The organism is Candidatus Zixiibacteriota bacterium, from assembly GCA_019038695.1.
GTDB lineage: Bacteria > Zixibacteria > MSB-5A5 > GN15 > FEB-12 > B120-G9.
The window spans coordinates 23,517-44,293 of sequence record JAHOYZ010000015.1; the positions used below are offsets into that span (position 1 = coordinate 23,517).

Annotated in this window: 16 protein-coding genes; 6 read left to right on the forward strand and 10 right to left on the reverse strand. The window is 51.8% G+C overall.

Translation table 11 applies throughout. The features are described from left to right. Positions 1-28: 28 nt before the first annotated feature. From menB to ubiE, 5 genes are read right to left on the reverse strand one after another with little or no spacing between them, the layout of a single operon-like run. A complete protein-coding gene (gene menB / locus KOO62_06415) occupies positions 29-850 on the reverse strand; it encodes a 1,4-dihydroxy-2-naphthoyl-CoA synthase (protein ID MBU8933623.1) in 822 nt (273 codons plus the stop codon). Positions 851-866: 16 nt separating this feature from the next. After that, complete coding sequence (menH, locus tag KOO62_06420) at positions 867-1,664, reverse strand: 2-succinyl-6-hydroxy-2,4-cyclohexadiene-1-carboxylate synthase (GenBank protein MBU8933624.1); 798 nt, start codon at positions 1,662-1,664, stop codon at positions 867-869. Between the two features lie 4 nt (positions 1,665-1,668). Further along, positions 1,669-3,465 (reverse strand): 2-succinyl-5-enolpyruvyl-6-hydroxy-3-cyclohexene-1-carboxylic-acid synthase, encoded by a 1,797-nt coding sequence (gene menD, locus KOO62_06425; protein ID MBU8933625.1) that lies wholly within the window; start codon positions 3,463-3,465, stop codon positions 1,669-1,671. Position 3,466: 1 nt separating this feature from the next. Beyond that, positions 3,467-4,822, reverse strand: coding sequence for an isochorismate synthase (locus KOO62_06430; GenBank protein MBU8933626.1), 1,356 nt, complete (start codon positions 4,820-4,822; stop codon positions 3,467-3,469). Positions 4,823-4,828: 6 nt separating this feature from the next. Beyond that, on the reverse strand, positions 4,829-5,506 hold the full coding sequence (gene ubiE, locus KOO62_06435; GenBank protein MBU8933627.1) for a bifunctional demethylmenaquinone methyltransferase/2-methoxy-6-polyprenyl-1,4-benzoquinol methylase UbiE: 678 nt from the start codon (positions 5,504-5,506) through the stop codon (positions 4,829-4,831). A 505-nt stretch (positions 5,507-6,011) separates the two neighbouring features. Here ubiE and KOO62_06440 point away from each other — a divergent pair. From KOO62_06440 to KOO62_06455, 4 genes are all read left to right on the forward strand, one after another. Continuing rightward, the gene (locus KOO62_06440) at positions 6,012-6,971 is read left to right on the forward strand and encodes an aldo/keto reductase family protein (protein MBU8933628.1); all 960 of its coding nucleotides are present in this window, start codon (positions 6,012-6,014) and stop codon (positions 6,969-6,971) included. A 56-nt stretch (positions 6,972-7,027) separates the two neighbouring features. Further along, positions 7,028-7,534 (forward strand): DinB family protein, encoded by a 507-nt coding sequence (locus tag KOO62_06445; GenBank protein MBU8933629.1) that lies wholly within the window; start codon positions 7,028-7,030, stop codon positions 7,532-7,534. Between the two features lie 11 nt (positions 7,535-7,545). Then, a complete protein-coding gene (locus KOO62_06450) occupies positions 7,546-8,490 on the forward strand; it encodes a radical SAM protein (GenBank protein ID MBU8933630.1) in 945 nt (314 codons plus the stop codon). A 335-nt stretch (positions 8,491-8,825) separates the two neighbouring features. Further along, positions 8,826-9,413 carry a M15 family metallopeptidase gene (locus KOO62_06455; protein ID MBU8933631.1) on the forward strand — a complete coding sequence of 196 codons (588 nt, stop codon included), beginning with the start codon at positions 8,826-8,828 and terminating at the stop codon, positions 9,411-9,413. 210 nt (positions 9,414-9,623) lie between these two features. Here the strand turns inward: KOO62_06455 and KOO62_06460 are convergent, their stop codons facing one another. From KOO62_06460 to KOO62_06475, 4 genes are all read right to left on the reverse strand, one after another. Beyond that, positions 9,624-10,136 carry a hypothetical protein gene (locus KOO62_06460; GenBank protein MBU8933632.1) on the reverse strand — a complete coding sequence of 171 codons (513 nt, stop codon included), beginning with the start codon at positions 10,134-10,136 and terminating at the stop codon, positions 9,624-9,626. 7 nt (positions 10,137-10,143) lie between these two features. Then, entirely contained in the window at positions 10,144-10,665 is a 522-nt protein-coding gene (locus KOO62_06465) for a hypothetical protein (protein ID MBU8933633.1), read from the reverse strand. A 67-nt stretch (positions 10,666-10,732) separates the two neighbouring features. Next, entirely contained in the window at positions 10,733-11,677 is a 945-nt protein-coding gene (locus KOO62_06470) for a CPBP family intramembrane metalloprotease (GenBank protein MBU8933634.1), read from the reverse strand. Between the two features lie 194 nt (positions 11,678-11,871). Next, positions 11,872-12,108 carry a hypothetical protein gene (locus KOO62_06475; GenBank protein MBU8933635.1) on the reverse strand — a complete coding sequence of 79 codons (237 nt, stop codon included), beginning with the start codon at positions 12,106-12,108 and terminating at the stop codon, positions 11,872-11,874. Positions 12,109-12,298: 190 nt separating this feature from the next. On the opposite strand from KOO62_06475, the gene uvrA reads away from it, so the two are divergent. Then, positions 12,299-15,166, forward strand: a complete 2,868-nt coding sequence (gene uvrA, locus KOO62_06480; protein MBU8933636.1) for an excinuclease ABC subunit UvrA — start codon at positions 12,299-12,301, stop codon at positions 15,164-15,166. A gap of 32 nt (positions 15,167-15,198) precedes the next feature. Beyond that, positions 15,199-16,053, forward strand: coding sequence for a bifunctional DNA-formamidopyrimidine glycosylase/DNA-(apurinic or apyrimidinic site) lyase (gene mutM, locus KOO62_06485; GenBank protein MBU8933637.1), 855 nt, complete (start codon positions 15,199-15,201; stop codon positions 16,051-16,053). Positions 16,054-16,283: 230 nt separating this feature from the next. Here the strand turns inward: mutM and KOO62_06490 are convergent, their stop codons facing one another. Further along, positions 16,284-20,384 (reverse strand): dockerin type I repeat-containing protein, encoded by a 4,101-nt coding sequence (locus tag KOO62_06490; protein ID MBU8933638.1) that lies wholly within the window; start codon positions 20,382-20,384, stop codon positions 16,284-16,286. Positions 20,385-20,777: the final 393 nt, after the last annotated feature.

The window sequence follows — 20,777 nt, forward strand, 5'->3', positions numbered from 1 at the left end:
CTTACTCACATATCGATAACGATCGCGCCTACGGCTGTCGCGGAAACTTCGAGAAGTCCGGCTTCCGTTTTTCGACAAAAGCGTTGCGACCTTCCTGGCCTTCTTCGGTCATGTAAAACAGCATTGTGGCGTTGCCGGCCAACTCCTGTAGTCCGGCCTGACCATCGCAGTCGGCGTTCAGGGCCGCCTTGAGACATCGAATTGCAACCGGCGAATTGGCCAGAATCTCGCGACACCAGGTAACTGTCTCTTCTTCCAATTTCGCAAGGGGCACTACTGTATTCACCAACCCCATTTCCTGCGCTTGTTCGGCATTATACTGACGGCAGAGGAACCATATTTCACGAGCTTTCTTCTGTCCCACAATGCGGGCCATATAGCTGGCTCCATAGCCGCCATCGAAGGAACCCACTTTGGGCCCTGTCTGACCAAAGATAGCATTGTCTGCCGCTATAGTCAGATCACACATCAGGTGCAATACATGACCACCGCCGATGGCATACCCCGCCACCATTGCCACAATCGGCTTGGGGCAGGTTCGTATCTGTCGTTGAAAATCGAGCACATTGAGGCGGTTCACGCCGGTGCTGTCAGTGTAACCTGAATCGCCGCGTATCTTCTGGTCACCACCAGAGCAGAACGCTTTGTCGCCCTGACCGGTCAGGATCACCACGCCGATCTCAGGATCCTCCCGGGCATCAGCCAGGGCCTGGCTCAATTCCTGAACCGTTTGCGGCCGGAAGGCATTACGCACCTGCGGACGATTGATCGTGATCCTGGCTATTCCCTCCGCCTTGTGGTAGAGAATATCCTCGTATTGTCCGGCCTCGACCCATTTGATATTTCCCATACTTACCTCTTGATATTCACGTCAGATACTGCCTGACTTGCTCCACAAAAGCCACCGGTTGTTCAAGGTGAACATTGTGTCCGGCACCAGCTACTACGGCCACCGTCGTGCCGAGAATCTCCTCGGCCATCTCTTTCGCTATCTCCTGAAACTTAGCATCCTTTTCCCCAACAATCAACCGCAGGGAGGCCTTTACTTCATTCAATCGTGGCCACAGGGATGCCTGTTGGCCAGTGCCCATCATAGCCAATGATTTCGCCCAACCGGCCATATCTGCCCGAGAACGATCTTTTAGAAGTCCCTCCAGTTTGTCCGGATATTGCCTGAGCGAATCAAACAGCGGTTGGTCATACCATTCCCGCATGAATTCCTCCACCGGCATTGTTTGCAACTTCTTAGTGATAAGGGCATCATGTGCGCGACGAACCGCGCGTTCTTCCTCGGTCTTGAGACCAGGAGAGGATGACTCCAAAACGATCCTGTCGAACCGATCGGAATAGTTGATAGCCAAATACAAACCCAACCGACCACCCATCGAATATGCTACCAGATGACACTTCTCAATGGACAACTCATCGAGCCATCTAACAAGACCGCATGCGACGCGGTCCATGTGGAATTCCTCATCCGAGCCATCAACAATCGTCTGGCCATGACCGGGTAAATCCGGCAAGAGGCAATGAAAGCTGTCTGACAATCCGTCAACGACACCTCTCCAGTCGTGACCGCAACCGGTGAAACCATGCAGAAACACAATCGGCGGCAGGCTCGGAGAGCCTTTCTGCGTGTAATGAAGCCGGTAAGTAGAGGTCACGGGCTCAACCTCGGTTGAGTTCGGCTGTGACTGCGCGGATAAGCTTCTCATGCAATCGGGCGTTGGCTTCGCGGTCGGTTCGAATTTCTATTAGGACCGAAGCGCCTTTCGTTTGTGAGGCTCTGTATATTTCCTCAAACTCGGGTAATGTGGAAGGGCACTTATAGGCGAGATCGAACTGTCGGGCGGCATGCTTGAAATCCATGTTGTGCGGTGTGCCCCAGAACGACTCGAATATGTCATTGCGCTCGGCGATTGGTAGAAAAGAGAAAATCCCGCCGCCGTTGTTATTGATAACGATGACCGTCATAGAATGTTCGAGTTGCCGCAACAAAGCCAGGGAGTTCATGTCGTGCAGCAAAGCAAGGTCGCCCAACAGCAACGTAACCGGCTTGTTCATTCCCAGTCCGAATCCGACCGCAGTGGCTATGCTACCGTCGATTCCGCTCGCGCCACGATTGCAACCAACTGCGACGGCGGGGCCGGTCGGATCGGCAAAGGAATCCATGTCGCGGATCGGCATACTGTTGCCGAGAAAGAGGCAGGCCTCTGGATGGATATGCTTAGAGATCAGACGGGCTACAGCCGGTTCGGCGAGATCGTCGCCATGGAATTGACCGGCGATCAAATAGTCGACTTTTGATGATGCTTCAACGAAGGAAGTTGCCCACTCGGTTGTATCACCACGAGTGGCATCACCACGAGTGGCAGCGCCACTGTTTTTAAGACAAGGTCCGATGGCTTGGGAAAAAGCGACCACACCACAGTCGAAATGGTTCGTCGTCAGACGATCTGCGTCCTGACGGAAAGGATGATCCGTCACGGTCAGGTAATGTTGAGGACGAGACGCTTTCAGCCATTGGGCGAGGCGCTTTGAAATTGTTCTTCCCCCCAGATGAATCACAGCCTTTGGCTGATGCTGATTGGTCCACGATTGGCTGGCGAGTATCATGTCGTAATAGGAAACAACCAAACCATTGAAATCGTCGTTGGCACTACCAGCTGAAGTTATGTCGGGCAGTAATGGCCAGCCAAGTTGTCGCGAAAGGGTAAATGCTGCTCGTCGGTCGGCTTCATCCCGAAGTGACCCGACAATAATAACACCGCGCTCTATTTTGTTTATCCATTTCGCTATTGGTTCGAGATCAGCCGCGATTGGTTCCGGCTTCAATATCCGGCAGCGCGTGTGGGGCTGGTCGGATTGCAACCAATCTGACAAGGGTGCGAGATATTCTGTAAAATCCTGATCATCCCCTATCGGAGCCAGTGGCTCACGGAACATACAATTGATATGTACCGGTCCGACCGGCGATCCTTTGGCTCGACACACCGCCTGGTCCACCGTTGCGAGAGGATATGTCGGTTCCATGACATCATTGGGGCATGGCATATCGCAGAACCACCGTACATAAATCCCAAACAAACCAACTTGTTGGATAGTCTGGTTGGCATTCGTGTGGCGTAACTCCGGCGGTCGATCGGCTGTCAATACAATCAGAGGAATATGTTCTTGCGAGGCATCGATTATGGCCGGGAAGTAATTGGCTGTTGCTGTTCCGGAGGTACATATCAAAGCCGCCGGCTCTCCGGTTGCTTTGCTGTAGCCAAGAGCCGCATAGGCTGCTCCGCGTTCATCGAAATGCACCAGCGAGCTGGCTCTCTTGTTCAGGGCTACGGCCGCCGTCAAAGGCGTATTTCTTGATCCCGGCGAGATGAAAAAACAGCTCACTCCACAGCGCACTAACTCTTCCACCAAAAGCGCAGCCCACACGGAGTTTATATTGGTGTAATTTTCATTCATATCATGAGAAAAGGGCTAGGAACTGGCTCATTTTGTTTTCGCTCTCATCCCATTCCTGTTTCGGATCGGAACCTTCGACAATCCCGGCCCCGGCGTAGAGAGTCAACCGCTTCCCTTGCGCCAGAGCGGAACGGATAGCCACGGCAAATTCGGCCCGGTCACCACTACCCAACCAACCGACCGGACCCGAGTACCAGCCCCGGTCGAATGATTCCAGAGTGGTAAGACGATCACAGGCCTGATCAATCGGATAACCTGCTACCGCAGGAGTCGGGTGTAGAAAATCCAGTATCTCGCGGTTGCTTACTCCGTCCCGAAGCTTGCCTTTGAAACTCGCCAATAAATGTTGAAGTCGAGGCAGTTTCATGATAGTGATGTCATTACCGCCTCGCACTTTATCGCAAATCATGGAGAGCGCTTCACGGATAGCCTCGGTCACAAACGAGTGCTCACGTCCATCTTTGTCGCTGCCCAACAATTCCCGGCCCAGCCGGTTGTCTTCTGCCACCGTCTTACCGCGGGGTCGGGTTCCCGCCAACGCCTCGCATTCGATATGGCGTCCATCGCGTCGATAAAGCCGTTCCGGAGAAATTGAGACAAACGCCATACCCGGTGAACTTTCCCAAAAGAAACGATAGCACCCAGGAGTATCAAGACGCTGTAGCATTGACAGAGGATCAATCTCACGGTCGAACTGAAGTTCTATCCGGCGAGCCAGGACTATCTTCCGTAAGACCCCTCCGTGCAGATCATCGAGCACCTGGCTGATTCTCGTTTCCCATTCAGTCTGAGCAGGAGCGTCCAGACGCTCAAGCAAGTGAGGCATTGAAGAGATATCCTGATCAATAGTAGTTGTCAGCTTCTCAAGTTGGCGGATAATACCATCCAGGTCAACTGAGCTTTCCATCCCAACCAGATTGCAGACAAAGTCTGTCTCGCCATGGCATCTAACCAATTCAAAGCGCGGGATCACGAATGAGGCTGCTCCGAAATCCGACCACCTTGCCCCGCGAGTAGCCTGACCGTCGAAACGCATACCGCCATAGTAGCGCATATCAGAGCTACCCACTATAAGGAGATCGGAACGTTTCGGTAATCTTCCATCCAATCGATGGGCGATTCCACAACCGGCAATCTCAGCCATACCGAGTCGATCCGACCAATACATACGCGGACAAACAGCCTGAGCCTTCAGCCACTGGAGCGGATTAATATCGTTTACTCTTACGGTCAACCGAATAGCATCTGATTCTGCACGACGAGGTTGCGATACCAACATTGCCCGGAGTTGCTCCGCCATCTCACCGTAGGCCGCAGTCATGTCGCTGGATATTGTCTGTTGAGATATACTGGTCATACCGCCTCAATTATCCCTCATACCGGTATACAATGTCGCCACGCCAAAAGTCAGCGGCATCGCCACGGTCTGATTAAACCCAGCTGTACGCATCAATAAACGGAACTCTTCGCCGAAAGGGAAAGTCTCTACAGTAGCATCAAGATACCGATAGGCACCGGCATCGCCGGATATAATCCCCCCCAGGCGAGGCAGGATGTGTCGGAAGTAAACCAGGTAGATATTCCTGACCAACCAATTGGGCGGGAGTGAAAACTCCAAAATGACTGCCTTGCCGCCGGGCTTCAATACACGCTGCATTTCGCTGAGTGCCTTGGGAACATCAGGTACATTACGAATACCGAATGCAATCGTGACAGCGTCAAAACAACCATCAGGAAACGGCAGAAACAACGCATCACCTCGAACCAGCGAAGTCCGGTTGTCCTGACCAGCATCGCAGATTTTCTTCTGCGCCAGTGAGAGCATCTCTCCGGCCGGATCAAGACCTACCACGTGGGAGATATTGTCTCTTCTATTAAGAATAGTCAGGATGACGTCGCCGGTTCCGGTGGCCAAATCCAGGATGTCGAGATTAGGCTTAGTCGGAAGAACGGCGGCGAGTCGCCGTCTCCAGACAACATCACGACGGCCCGACAGTAATCGATTTAGCAGATCGTAGCGCGGAGCAATCCGGTCAAACATCCGAGGGACATCGCCCCGAGGGACATCATCCCGTGGGACATCGCCCCGAGGTATGCTATCCGATCCTGTCTGGTCCTCTTGCAACTGGGAATCGGACCCGGTACTGTCGGTCATTGTTTCTGTAGTTCTGTTATCCAACACCTTATCTCCATGACGCCAGTCCTGTAGGGCAGGTCTACCACCTGCTTCTGCTCCAGTCGGTAATATAGTGAATCCGTCGCCAAACACAAGACCACCCACCTTGTGGTTGTTTCTGTAACATTATTTCACCTCAATATTCAGGTCTCTTTCAAATATCTACACTCATTTGCTTCTACAAACGGACCCCACACTGTGGGTATTTCTGAATCATTTACCGTCGATTGAAGGGTTCTGCCATACAAGATTATCAGGTTGGCAAGTAATCCAATCTACAATACTTGAATAGACACGCCATGCGTGTTGATTTTGGGGATCGGTTGTTGTACCTTGAGTGCGGTTTGAAAACTATGGATAGGGAATGTCAATGAAGTACCGCCGAGTGGGTCGCAGTGGCTTGAAGATATCGGAGATCGCGCTGGGGGGGTGGCTCACATATGGTGGCACAGTAGCAGAACAGACCGCCGGGCCTATCATTCGTGCCGCTATCGAGGCCGGAGTCAATTATATTGACCTTGCTGATATCTACTCCAAAGGAGCCGCCGAAACAATTGTCGGCCACGTCATCAAAGACTTCCAACGCTCGGATCTGGTTATCTCCAGCAAGCTTTTTTGGCCGATGTCGGAAAACATCAATGATCGCGGTCTCAGTCGCAAGCATATTATGGAGTCGGTCGAGGCTACACTGAAACGACTCAACACCGACTATCTCGACATATATTTCTGCCATCGTTTCGATGACCAAACCGAGGTGACCGAAACGGTACGGGCTATGGATGACCTTGTACATCAGGGGAAAATCCTCTACTGGGGAACTTCGGTCTTTGAAGCAGCTCAGATAGAAGAAGCCGTCAGCGAAGCTCGTGCTCACCGTGCCTATCTTCCGATAGTGGAGCAACCTCGCTATCATATGCTGGATCGTCATATCGAAACTGAAATTATGCCCCTTTGTGCCCGTCACGGGATGGGATTGACAGTCTGGTCGCCGCTCGGGCAGGGGCTTTTGACCGGCAAGTACAACGATGGTATTCCCAAGAGTAGTCGTGGCGGCAGTAGCATTTGGCTCAAGCCCGACCTCACCGAGGAGAACTTTGCCACCGTGAGGAAGCTCTCGCAACTAGCTGTCGAGCTCGACATTAGCACAGCCCAACTCGCCCTGGCCTGGGTTCTGCGACGGGAGGAAATCAGTTGTGCAATTACCGGCGCCACTAACCCCGAACAATTGCAGGAAAATCTTGGTGCCTCTGATGTTGAATTGACGCCTGATACGATAGAGCAGATAGAGATCATCCTGGACAATGACCCCAACAGCCGGAGGTTGATTTAGATTCTCGGGGTGCTTTGATTGGAAATAGAGTAACGTAACATACTTTGAGGTAGATCATGTACTCGACAATTGCAGAATTCATTGCGGAGTGGAAGACAGAAGCTTCATCCACAGCCAAAACGCTCGCGGTTCTGACCGATGAGTCCCTATCACAGAAAGTCTCCGATGGCCACCGTAATCTGGGGCGCATCGCCTGGCATACAGTCACAACCATTCCGGAGATGATGGGTTATACCGGTCTGAAACTGGATGAGTTGCTCAAGCCGGATTCGCCGGTTCCTACCTCCTCAACCGCGATCAGTGACGCTTACAAAGCAGTCTCGGTGGCGCTATTGGAGAAGATCGAAAAGGAATGGAACGACGAAACGCTTATGATCGAAGATGAAATGTACGGTGAGACGTGGCCTCGCAGAGTTACGCTCAACGCTCTGGTGCAGCATCAAATTCATCATCGTGGGCAGATAACCATTCTCATGCGTCAAGCCGGGATCAAGGTGCCATCAATCTACGGCCCTGCCAAAGAAGATTGGCATGAGTTCGGCATGGACGCTCCGGAAATCTAAGGCGCGCCGCTGTGAGTCGGGAGAATACACCGTATAGCGAGCCCTCGGTCCTTCGCGAATGTGTTTGTTGTCCCCGCAACTGTAAAGCCGATCGTTCGACAAATATACTTGGCTACTGCAAATCCGGAGTCGAAGTATCACTCGGTTCGATCTGCGCCCATCGGGGCGAAGAGCCGGTAATATCCGGTCGTCAAGGTATCTGCAATATCTTCTTCACGCATTGCAATATGCAGTGCGTGTATTGCCAGAATTACGACATCAGCCGTAACACAAAATCGACGACAAGGTCACAAGTCGAGTTTAGTCTGTTGGTAGATCGAATTGAATCTCAGCTTGACCAGGGATGTAGGTCGGTCGGCTTTGTCTCTCCTTCGCATTATTACCCTCAAATGCTACAGATCATCAATCTGCTCCACCAGCGCGGTCGACAACCAGTACTCGTCTACAACACTAATGGTTACGACCGGGTGGAGGTGATCCGAGAACTTGACGGCGTGATTGATGTCTATCTACCTGATTTCAAGTACATGGATGAAAAACTGGGACGGCGCCTGTCGGACACGCCGCATTATCCCGAAACTGCCGCTGCTGCTGTCGCCGAGATGTTTCGCCAGAAAGGGGCTGACATTGAATTGGACGAGAACGACCTGATAACATCAGGTTTGATAATCCGCCACCTCGTGCTGCCGGGATATATCGACAATAGTAAAGCGGTACTGCGGCAAATAGCGGAGAATCTCTCGCCGGATATTCATATCTCGCTGATGTCGCAATACTACCCGACTCCGGCGGTAGTGGCTCACCCGGAATTGTGTCGCAGACTCAAACCCGAAGAATATGACGAAGTATTGGATGAGTTTGATAGCCTTGGGTTTCATCGCGGATGGGTTCAGCAGATGGACAGTGCGGATCATTACCGACCCGACTTCGCCCGCGATCATCCATTTGAGGAATGATGGAGCATCGCCCCTTTTATTAGACCGGCTACGGAGCCGCAAAATGTAGAAACTAGTGGGATCGAGAGAAGGTGAATACGTTTCGGCAAGAAAACAGGCGATGCCTGTTTGAAGCTGGCGTTCACGATGGGAAAAGTCGAAATTGAAAACAGCAGGCGTAGCCTGTTCTTGGTAGGGCAGGAGCCCTGTGCTCCTGCCAAGATTATTAGTACCACCCTTCGACTCCGCTCAGGGTGACTGAAGACAGTTTCGACCTGCACTGATGGCGGAACCACTAAGGGGTTCCGCCCTACGAGACTGCCATTGTTGAATGTCATCCTGAGCGGAGTCGAAGGATGAACAAAGGAACTATGACCATGATCTCTGCCCTGTTCGGATTGCTAATGCTCACCGCATCTTGCGATGAAACGGTTATCATCGACTCGGTGGAGTACGCCGTCCCAGAACAATGGTGCGGACAGAGCCTGGACTCGATCCTTATCGCAGACCCCACTACATTGGTACGACTGCCCGATGAATTCTGTTATGCGGATTATCGCATTTACCTTGATCGTGCGACGCGGGATGCTCTGGTAGAACTGGCTCACGCGGCAAGAAAAGACTCCGTTGAAATCATTGTCGATTCGGGTTATCGGTCAGCATCGTTTCAGAAACGGATTATCAAACGCCGGATGGCCGAGGGGGAGAGCTTTGAGCGCGTGGCACGCTTTGTCGCTCCGCCGGGGTACTCCCAACACGAGACGGGTCGCGCTGTTGATCTGGTCCCCAGCGAGGTCCTGTTTCTAAAGACCAACATCTATGTCTGGATGAAAGACCATGCTGGTCGATTTGGCTTTGTCGAAACCTATCCCCCCGACTCAACTTCGAGTTTTCGCGCTGAATCCTGGCACTGGTATTTCAAAGGGAAAACGGATTCGGAGTAGCAGGCATCGCCTGTTTTTTGTTAGGTTGGCGAGTAACTATTACCTACGAGTCTGAGTAGGTCTAAACTGTCTTCAGTTTCGACAATTATCTGGATCCCTGCTTTCGCAGCGACATCGTCGCGCAGTTTGTAGGCCAGTGTTCCGAGTGAGTTCGACCAATTATGTTGGACTACGTACACGGCAGACATCCTCGTCTGCCGTGAAAACTTATCAATCCAGCTTCACCGTGATTTCATCCAGCACCCGCCAGCGATCCTTGTTAGGAACAGCGCAGATAAAAAAGGGCGAAGCGTGAGATTCAAAAGAATCCTCTATTAGCCGGAAGTTGTCATCAACTCGGATCGTCTCCACCAAATCAAAGATACGGGGACTCTCATTTGATGGTGTGAAGCGATGTAACAACGGTATACTGTTGGGAGCATTGGTGCTGATCGTTTCTCCTTCTGAAGATGCCAGAATGAGTCCAAAATGCTCGTAGGATTCGTATTCGGTGTCATAGCAGGGGAGATCAAAATCTGCCTGTTGTGATGGATCAAGCGACGAACGTATCGGCTCCACCACGAGCAGACTGTATAGCGTATCACAAACACGGGACCAGTCATCGTATCCGATCAGATCTTCATCCAGAATCCGCGCCGCCTGTAACGATGGAATCAACGCGTTGAGTGCTTGCCGGTAATTTAACACCAGCTCACTTACAGTCGTCTGTTGAGTAGATGTCACTTACGGATTAGTCCTTCTTGCGCCATAGGAGAAACGCGGCTTTGTCCTTTTCTGAACCGTCCTTGTCTCGTACGCGCAGGTGAAAATCGAGCGTGTCCTTATGCGGGAAAACCGCCTCGACGCGGTAGCCTTTCTTCTTGTACAGACGGTCAGCTCGAAGGGCACCATCGGAAATCACACCCCAGTAGATAGCGTGTTTACCCCAGCTATCCCAGATTTCCCACGAAACGGAATCGGTCTCCGGGTAGTATTGCAAATACCCCGAGTCGGAGTAATTGATAAACAGTTTGGAGCCACTCATCGCCGTCCGCAGACGCTGACGAGTTGAATCATAGATAAACGTCCCCGACCCTTCAATCTCCACTTCGATGCCAGTCACCGGAATAAGAAAAAAACCCTCCCCTTCCCACTCGCCGACCAGACTCATAATATCAAAGTCAGGCGGCGGTATGGGCGCTTTCTGTGACAGGGCACAGGAAGTGGCCAGTATGAACAACAGGGTAACTATAGTCAGCACACGAAACAACATCAGTACTCCTCTCATTTTGACAAGAATACGCTTTGTCCCTTGTACCCGGCAAGATAGAAATGGTTGTTTACTGGGTGCGACCGCTGTTGAGGTCGACAGCGCCTCCTGTGTCGGGAGTGGTCTTGTACCATCCCGGCTTCAGAATCTGCTTGCGGACAATCGCCATTTTAAGAAGGACCGCAGCTATCAGGATTGACAGCCCAATAGCAAACCACGAAGCCTCAATACCGAAACTCCCGCCAGTGAGCCAATCCGGCCCCTCAATGCTGCAATTGATCCAACTCTTAAGAGAGGTAATGCCGGAATTGGGCATTCCGAACACGCCATCCTGCAAGTAGTTCCAGCCCCAATGAATCCCCCAGACGAACCATATTCTACGCGTCAACATGTAGGCAGCGGTTAGAAAAACATCGGCCGCAATCAGTGCCAGTGAAGTCCATATGGTGGCATTTTCGTTACCCAGATGCACCGCCCCAAATATCAGGGCCACTACCACCAGTGCCGCCCAGCTTCCCATCAACTCCTCAAGATTCCGAAACACAATGCCCCGAAAAAACATCTCCTGCAGGAAAGCCCCAATTCCAAAAGTGAAAAAAGCATACAACAACACAGTCACCGAACCAATACTCTCCACTCGATAGTAAGAGAGTGCTGCCATCAGTGCTACTTGGATAGTAACTAGCCCTGCCCCAAGGGCTAATCCGTATGCCGTCTCACGGGCGCTTCCGGCCGGCGAGATTTCGTGTGCGCGCCGTTTCTCAATGTGCCTGGTATAGAGACGGTATGCATACAGAATCAAGAAAAACAAGAGTATGGTTTCAATCACAAGTATCCTGGATAACCATGGCTCTGGTATTTTCTCAAAGCCAAAGATCATCGACAAGTTGTGAATAGCCACGGGGACGCCAATGAACAGCAGGGCAAGTATCATTCTGACAAGAGGAAACTGAGCTATTCTGCCAAGCGTGGTTACCGGTACCGCCTCTGAACGTAATTTTTGTGCTTCAACCATTATACTATCAACTCCCGTTGCTACTGTTCGAGGTTCCAATATCGAGTCATTAACATCGGATTGTCAGTTGCATTAGACCGGCCTGATCGAACAATGTTGCGCGGAATTACGACAGAGCAAGTTGCTTCGCTGCTTTGGAACTGTAGTCTGGTAGAGCCGACCATACAGTCGGTTAAAAAAACCGGCTACGCCGGTTAGCGACCTTTGATTTCCCCTCGAAGAAGCATCTTCAATCCCTCGAACGATCCTTTCCAAACGGCGTCCTCACCAGCCATTATGGCGACGATTGGCTTATCTTCGAGACTGATTTCCATCACCAGTTCTTCGCCGTTGATATTGAACACCGCCTCGCCCCATTGTTTGGCGGGGATATCGGTGAACTCCTGGTTCATATCAGTCCTGATTTCGCCGGTCATTCCTGTTTCGCTCATCTTTTTCCTCCAATGTATCCGTTTTTATCAAGAAGGGGCAAATACGCCCACAGGTCAAGGGCACATGCTACCTGTTAACATTGCAACTCAGGTCACACACCCCTCGAAAAGTGATACCCAAACATGCTTTCCTCTTGAATGGAGGGAACCTTGGGTGTATATTGCGGGTTGACTCAAAATAGGATTGACCGTGACCAACAATAGCAATCGCAACAAACGGAACCAGCAGCACCTTCTCATCAAAGGTGCGCGCGAACATAATCTCAAGAATATTGACGTCAAAATCCCGCGCAATACCCTGACAGTCATTACTGGCCTCTCCGGATCGGGCAAGAGTTCGCTGGCTTTTGATACTATCTACGCCGAAGGCCAGCGCCGTTATGTCGAGTCGTTATCCGCCTATGCCCGGCAATTTCTCGGGCTGATGGAAAAGCCTGATGTTGACTTCATCGAAGGCCTCTCCCCAGCCATTTCAATCGAACAGCGCGGCGCGGCCAAAAACCCCCGCTCGACTGTCGGTACTGTTACTGAAATTTATGACTACCTGCGCCTTCTGTTTGCCCGTATCGGTGTGCCGCATTGTGTCCAGTGTGGTCAGCCTATCACCCAGCAAACGGTCCAGCAGATCGTCGATTCGGTGCTGAGTTTCGAGGAAGGTTCGCGCTTGATGGTTCTCGCTCCACTGGTACGCGGCAAAAAGGGGGAACACAAGGAGATCATCGATGGCGCTCGTCAGGAGGGGTTTATCCGCCTGCGTATTGATGGCGAGGTGGTCGAGACCGAGACTGATATTGAGTTGGACAAAAATAAGAAACACACTATCGAGGCGGTCGTCGATCGGCTGGTTGTGAAAGCCAAATCCAAAGGCCGTCTGGCTGACTCGGTCGAGACGGCACTCAAAGCCGGACAGGGCACGGTCCTCATTAATATCAAGAAGCAGGACTTGCTCTACTCCGAACAGTTTGCCTGTCTTAATTGCAACATCAGCTACGAAGAACCGAGCCCGAGGCTCTTTTCCTTTAATTCGCCGTTCGGAGCTTGCCAGACGTGTGACGGGTTGGGACAGAAAATGGAAATCGACCCGGCCCTGGTGGTTCCCGACTGGAAGAAATCAATCAGCGGTGGAGCTATCCGTCCCTGGGGTGGGGCTGATATGCCCAACTGGTATCGCTACATGCTCAAGGGCGTGGCGGCGCACTACGATTTCAAATTCTCCACACCGCTTAACCGACTATCAGAGAAGATTCGTAATGTCATCCTGTATGGTTCCGGCGATGAAGAGATTGCCTTTGAATACGAGCACGCTTCCGGTAAAGGACGTGCCTCAGGCGTCTATCAGTCATCCTTTGAGGGCGTAATCCGCCATCTCGAACGTCGCTATCGACAAACCGAATCGGCCGGAGTGCGACAGTGGATCGAGACTTATATGACAATCAGCGACTGTCCTGCCTGCCATGGAACACGGCTGCGTCCTGAGGCGCTGGCGGTAATTCTCGACCGGGAGACAATTGATACGGTTGTGGCTATGTCGATCAAGCAGGTCTCGCGGTTCTTCAAGAAAATCAAACTGACCAAACGCCAACAACTAATCGCCCGTCAGATTCTCAAGGAAATCAGAGAGCGCCTAAGTTTCCTCTGCGATGTGGGCCTGGATTACCTTACTATCGATCGCGCCGCTGCATCGCTTTCGGGTGGAGAAGCACAACGCATTCGCCTCGCTACTCAGATAGGCTCCCGGCTCGTTGGCGTGCTGTATATTCTCGATGAACCTTCTATCGGTCTGCATCAACGCGACAACCGTAAACTGCTTCGAACACTGACCGAACTTCGCGATATTGGCAACACTGTTCTTGTCGTGGAACATGATCGGGAAACAATCGAATCCGCTGATTACGTTCTTGATCTCGGCCCGGGAGCCGGCGTGCATGGGGGCGAAATAGTGGCCAAAGGAAAGCCTGCTGATATTCGTCGGTGTAAGAAATCCATCACCGGACAATATCTTTCCGGCAGTCGCAAGATCGAAATCCCTGCCGTACAGAGGAAAGGGACCGGTTCAAAGATAGAGCTGCGCGGTGCCACCGGCAATAATCTTAAGAAGGTCGATATCGATATCCCTCTGGGTACGTTCACCGCCATAACCGGTGTTTCCGGATCGGGTAAATCGACTTTAATTAATGAGACTCTTTATCCAATCCTGGCCCGCCATCTCTATAGCAGCCGGAAAGCGCCGCTACCATACAAGAAGATCAACGGGCTGGAGCATATTGACAAAGTCATCGATATCGACCAATCCCCGATTGGCCGCACGCCACGATCTAACCCGGCGACGTACACCGGCGTCTTCACCCACATCCGAGACCTTTTCTCAGGTCTCAATGAGGCCAAAGCTCGCGGCTACATGCCGGGACGGTTTTCGTTCAACGTCAAAGGAGGGCGCTGCGAAGCATGTCGGGGGGACGGCATTATTAAGATCGAGATGCATTTCCTGCCCGATGTGTATGTGCCGTGCGAAGTGTGCCAGGGAAAACGTTACAATCGCGAAACGCTGGAGATCGCCTTCAAGGGCAAGAACATCGCCGACGTTCTGGATATGACCGTGGAAGAAGCGCTTCTCTTTTTCGAAAATGTCCCTCGCATCAAGAAGAAGCTAATGACCCTCTACAGTGTCGGCCTCGGCTACATCCGACTGGGGCAACAGGCCACGACACTCTCGGGGGGAGAAGCTCAACGAGTCAAACTATCGGCCGAATTGTCTAAGCTGGCGACAGGACGAACGGTATATATCCTTGATGAACCTACGACCGGCCTTCATTTCGAAGATATTCAAATGCTTCTGAAAGTGCTCAACGAACTGGCCGACCGCGGTAACACCGTGATTGTCATCGAGCATAACCTGGACGTAATCAAATCCGCCGACTGGGTTATCGATATCGGGCCGGAAGGGGGGGAAGATGGCGGCCGGATCATCGCCACCGGTACGCCCAAGGACCTGACCCAGGTAGTTCGTTCCTACACCGGGCAGTTTCTCAAGAAAGTACTCAACGGTCATGATCTTTAATCGTAGCCTGTCCGAGCCAATGATGCAGAACCATGCCGGAACTTCCTGAAGTCGAAACAGTCGTACGCGGCCTGCGCCGCACCGTGCTGGGCAAAACGATAGCAAAAGTTCAATCAAGTGCACCACCGAAATCGATACAATTGTCTGACCGTTTTGGACGCACCAGTTTCGCCGACACCCTGCGGGGAAGACGAATTGAACATATCAACCGTCGCGGCAAGAATATCCTGATGGCACTCAGCGGTGACATAACCCTCTGGGTCCATTTGAAAATGACCGGTCGGTTTCTTTTCGTCGAACGATCTTATCCCGTTCACAAGCACGATCTGGTTGTTATTGATTTTATGCGATCTCGTGATAATGATAACAGGTTTCACCTGAGGTTCAATGATTACCGTCGTTTCGGGAGGTTGCACCTCTTTTCCGACGATGAGCTATGGCTTCAAAAGGGGCTTGCATCCCTGGGACCAGAACCGTTGCAGCTATCAGCTGATGAATTCGTCGGGATGTGTCGCACCCGGCATAGGATGATAAAGTCAGCTCTTTTGGATCAAACTTTCCTGGCCGGGTTGGGGAATATCTATGCCGATGAAGTTTTGTTCGCATCACGTATCCACCCCGAACGGATTCTTTCTTCGATCTCAGAGAAGAAGCTTCGCGAGCTTCACGGCCACATTCAACGATTGCTGAAAAAGGCAATTCGCCTGATGGGAACCACCGTGGACAGCTTTGCCGGACTCAACGGCCGGACAGGACGGTTCCAGCGCTACCTGCTGGCGTACGGTCGTGAAGGCGCTCCCTGCACCCGATGTGGTACAAAGATTATCAGGAAGAAAATAGGCTCGCGGTCGGCACATTTCTGTGGTCGCTGCCAACTCCGGCGTTGAGCAAGTGATTTCATCACTTACTAATTTTCAATAGGACAACAACTGTTATTGGGAGGGGCTTAGTACGCGCCGTGGCAATCTCGCACCAAACGTCTAGCGCTACTAGATCGCCACGACCTTTGGAGCCGGTCTCGTGATGATAGTGATAATATGTGAACCGCCCGATTGGAAACATAGAAAAACCCGCCGGCACTAAGCCGGCGGGTTGATTTATTCAGCAAAGAATAGACTTACTGATGCACAGGGTCGGAACCACCGTTGAACAGGTACGCAACCAGATGCGTCAGGTCAGCGATATTAGGATCGCCACCACTCGCGTTGACGTCGGCCGCCTGCATCGGTTGCGGGTCCGGACCACTAGTGAACAAGTAGGCCACCATGTAGGTCAAGTCAGCAATGTTGATAGCACCATCAAGATTGAGGTCCCCAGGAGTATGTCCGCGCATCGCGACAAAACCGCTGAACGGACCACCTTCGTTGAAGGTCACATCGAAGAATGAGTCAATATGACCCCAAACAAGGCCACCTTGAACCGTTTCCTCAGCAATGACAAGGTCCATTTGGTCATAGGTCACCTTGAGAGCATCGCCGGTCAACGGGTAAGGAGCCGTAACCACTTCGCTTGTGATAGTCAGAGCGGTAGCGCCAACATTCATAGCAACACCAGTGATAGTGTTGACATCAATGCCACCAACAGCGTCGGTTGTTATATAGATTGCACCAGCAACTGGTTCAAGAGTGAACTTCACTGCTGTGAAGACCGTATCGGGGTCGGCTATCCAGGTAGGTGGAGGATCGCCAAGGGTGATGCAATAGTCCTCAACTTCACCGTATGTGTATACGCCACACGGACCCGGATCGGTGTTCCAGGCCACACGGACACGCATGCGGGTAGTACCTGGTGCAGCATCGACAGGAACATCTATTATACCAGCGTACGGACCTTCGCCGGCGCCAGGATTCAGCGCCGCCATTTCACCAGGATCGTCAAAGTCGAAGTCCTGATTCCAGTCAACGTAGACAGCACCTGTATCGGAACTGTAAGAGTTGCCGATTGTAATACTGATCGGGTAGCTGCCGCCGGCTTCCATCGTGGCGCACAGGGCAGTGTAGTCACCATAGTAATCACAACCCGTAGTGTTGTTGATCTCACCAACAGTGACATTCTCAATGTACTCATCGCAACCACCACTGGCTTCGCAGTAGGTCGGTCCAACCGGGGTGCACTCAAGGTTCATCCAGTACTCGAAGCCCGGGCAATCCAGGCCGTTGTATACGGTCGCACCGGCGAACACAGCGTACTCACCAGCACTCAGGTTGGCCGCGATAACGATGGTGTCTTCACATCCATCACCAACGGCGTAAGGAGCGATGGAGCCGGTAAAGTTACCACAATCAAGACCACCACCCGGGACAAACTGCTCAAGGAAACCACTGACAAACGGGAAGTTACCCGAGAAGGTCAGGGTGCAGGCACAGGAAGTGTCGAGAGTAAAGGAATACCAGTCGGTATCGCGGTACTCAAGACCAGTGTACAGGTAGGTGTTGACCGTGCCGCACACCGTCTCACCACATTCGATTGAGCCAAAGACTGGCGGTACGGAGTTACAACCACCGTTGGTGACATCTTCGCCGTCGTCGGCAATACAAGGCTCGCCTTCAGGAGTGGATCCCGGAGGGCACTCAAAGATGCATTCATCTTCAACCCAGATGCTCAGAACGCCAGGTCCTGTGCTGGAACTGTAACCACCAACCTCGATGAGGTAGGAGTTACCAGCAACGACCGGAGTCACAACTGTTGACTGCAAAGCTTTGAATTCACAATCCGAGTCGTCGTTGCAACCAAGCTCCGCTCCAATGGGATCACACGAGCAGCCATCATAAACGGCCATCTTAGTGTCATAATCGGAACCGCACAGTGTGATAGTAGCATCACCAGTCTCAGTCGCTGTGTAGCAGTACCATATGTTCGGAGCATACTGACATCCCTCAGGACCGTCCACGGTCGCTTCCTCGGTCGAGAACGCCAGGTCCATCACCTCGCCAATCGCAATGGCGTCAGCGCAGTCATCGTTCTCAAGTTCACCACCACCATCACAGGTCGTATCTGTAATAAACAGATCAAACTCGGGAATGCAGTCCGGCGACGGCCAGGTATCGACCATCAGGTAGTAGACACCCGGATCAAGACTCACACAGTTGAAGCCATGCGGGCTGCTGCCACCTTCGGTGCTCTCATACAAACACGGATCGGCACCGGGACAATCGGTGGAAAGAGCCATGCCAGTATACGTGGTCCCGAGCGGGTCGAGTAAGAAGTTTACGGTCACAGCTGAAATGACTGTGATCTCATAAATGATGTCCTCACCACCGTCATAGCTGCCCAAGCAAGTGGCATCATAGTCGTCAAGCATACCACAGGTAGTCTGACCAATATCAGACCACTTCCCACCCGGGAGGTCGACCTTGATCGGATTCGCACAGTTGGCACCTTCAGGTACTTCACCCATTGGCTCAATAATAATATCGAGGTCGGGGATACAGTCAGGTGACGGCCAGGTATCTACGATGATATAGTAGGTTCCTGCCACCAGGCTAAGAGAATTTATAGTGTGCGGATCGGAGCCGCTATTGGTGCTGGAACCAATACAAGTACCACCGTCATCCGGGCAACCATTAGAAATGGCAATACCGGAATAGGTCGTACCCTTAGGATCGAGGGTGATTTTGACATCCATGGCGTCGGCCACGTTAAGCTCAACGATCAGGTCTTCACCACCATCGTAGTAATCCAGGCAGGTCGCATCGTAGTTATTCGACCGGCCACAGGTGTACTGATTAGCGATGGTGTAAGGCAGATCGCCAGACCCAATACTGACCACGAACGGGTCGTTGCAGTTGTCGCCAGGCTCGGGTGGCGGGCATTCTGAGACATCCAGTGTGAACTGGAAAGGGCTCCCGATAGAGTTGCAATCGGCGTCACCAATGAAAACAGGGATATAGTAGGTTGCCGGACCAGGCAAATTATCCCAATAAAGCTTCGGCTGGGTCACTCCTTCACAGTCGAGCCACTCAATGTTATCCCTTAGGATATAGTTCTCGCAGTCGCCACAGGCAGTGTAGACAATCGCGCCAATACACTGTATCTCATATGGACTTCCGCAATAGTCGATCACGACGTCATTGCACTCATTTGGAGCATCGAACTTGTACCAGACGGCATTCCAGTCCAGAACACCCGGGCAGTCAATAGTCGCCCCTTCAGTTGTTCCGCTGACCGTAGTCGGGAACGGTGAGGAAATCAACTCAGCGTTGACGCACTCGTCATTATCACCGGCAACTGGACAGGGATCAGCGGTGCAGTCAAGACCTTCGAACCAGCTATATCCACCCAATCCTTCACAATCCAGTTCGGTTACATCTTCGCATGACGGAGCTGACGGGTCGCCGTAGCAGCAACGCCCTACTGGATATTCTTCATCGTCTATAGAAATCATGTCAACTGAAAACTGAGCGCCATCATAGCCGTAATACCTGAAGGCTATCTTCACGGTGCTTTCTGTTGAGTAGGCTGACAGATCAATGGTTTCCTCATACCATGTCCAGTCTACAAACTCGCCGGCATCTTCTTCACACCACAACTTAGTTGTGAAGTTGGCACCACCGTCGGTCGATATCCAGGCTTCCATGTCATAGTTGTCATAGTCGCCGTTAGACCAGTAGTAGCTACCCAACCAGGCAAACTTCAGCTTCCAGTTGGTCTTCCCTGTCAGGTCCATAACCGGGCTGATCAGCCACTCGTCCTGAGTGCTGGTATATGTTTCGTCATAGTAACAGGAAGTGTTGTAGGCGCCTTCGTAGGGGTTGTAGTCGTCGATCTCAAACGTGTAAGGGTTGTTCACAACTGCAGTCCAGTCGGCTGGAGGAACTACCCCACCCTCAAAACCTTCCAATAAAATCTCGTATTTAGGGTTTTGAGCCGGCATTACCGGCTGAATTCTGAACGGATTTACCTTGAGGTTTTCCTGAACCGCAGGTCTGCTGGCTGTCGCCAGCTTTGGTTGGTCGTTCGCAGCATGCTGAGCCTCTTCTTCTTCTGCTGCTGCTTCTTCGGCAGCGATCTTGGCTGCGATTTCTTCTTCTAAAGCCCACTTAGCGGCCACATCAGGGTGAATCGGAGCCTGATCTGCGGTGCTGCGGAGAGCGTTTATTTGAGCCTGAGTTTCAGCTTTCTCCTGTTCCGGAGTACTGTCGCTAAATGCGATCGCTCCCAGGACCAGGACGGAAAGTGCGATTACGAGAATCTGAATCCGCTTTCTCCAAGTTTGCATAACATACCTCTCTCAAAAGTACGGAAAGTTACTTTCTTCAGAAAATATCACAGGTCGTCCCTACTGATATCTTCAACGGACTACCTAAGGCTATCCTCCTTTCTCTTTATTAGACGGTCGTGGATATTGTGGTAAGGCAGAAAAAAATCTTATGGACCATCAACAAATTTTCAAAGAAAATATTTCGACTGCGATAAACCATTGGTCTCCCAGGTGTAACCCAAAACGAGGATGGTTTTTCAGACACGACCGCAACAAGAAAGAGATGTATGCTTGGCTAATAGAAAATAATACTATAATGTAGAGGATGTCAAGGGAAATGTGGAATAGTACGATCCACGATCGGGGGACATCCGACCGATAAAAACGGCTTCACTCCCCGGCTGTGGGTTT

Bases quoted from the DNA above. Each gene is read 5' to 3' on its own strand.
- ubiE (MBU8933627.1), bottom strand. From the start codon at position 5,506: ATGTTTGACCGGATTGCTCCGCGCTACGATCTGCTAAATCGATTACTG.
- KOO62_06475 (MBU8933635.1), bottom strand. From the start codon at position 12,108: ATGAGCGAAACAGGAATGACCGGCGAAATCAGGACTGATATGAACCAG.
- KOO62_06490 (MBU8933638.1), bottom strand. From the start codon at position 20,384: ATGCAAACTTGGAGAAAGCGGATTCAGATTCTCGTAATCGCACTTTCC.
- mutM (MBU8933637.1), top strand. From the start codon at position 15,199: ATGCCGGAACTTCCTGAAGTCGAAACAGTCGTACGCGGCCTGCGCCGC.
- menB (MBU8933623.1), bottom strand. From the start codon at position 850: ATGGGAAATATCAAATGGGTCGAGGCCGGACAATACGAGGATATTCTC.
- KOO62_06445 (MBU8933629.1), top strand. From the start codon at position 7,028: ATGTACTCGACAATTGCAGAATTCATTGCGGAGTGGAAGACAGAAGCT.
- KOO62_06440 (MBU8933628.1), top strand. From the start codon at position 6,012: ATGAAGTACCGCCGAGTGGGTCGCAGTGGCTTGAAGATATCGGAGATC.
- KOO62_06455 (MBU8933631.1), top strand. From the start codon at position 8,826: ATGAACAAAGGAACTATGACCATGATCTCTGCCCTGTTCGGATTGCTA.
- KOO62_06430 (MBU8933626.1), bottom strand. From the start codon at position 4,822: ATGACCAGTATATCTCAACAGACAATATCCAGCGACATGACTGCGGCC.
- KOO62_06470 (MBU8933634.1), bottom strand. From the start codon at position 11,677: ATGGTTGAAGCACAAAAATTACGTTCAGAGGCGGTACCGGTAACCACG.
- KOO62_06465 (MBU8933633.1), bottom strand. From the start codon at position 10,665: ATGTTGTTTCGTGTGCTGACTATAGTTACCCTGTTGTTCATACTGGCC.
- menD (MBU8933625.1), bottom strand. From the start codon at position 3,465: ATGAATGAAAATTACACCAATATAAACTCCGTGTGGGCTGCGCTTTTG.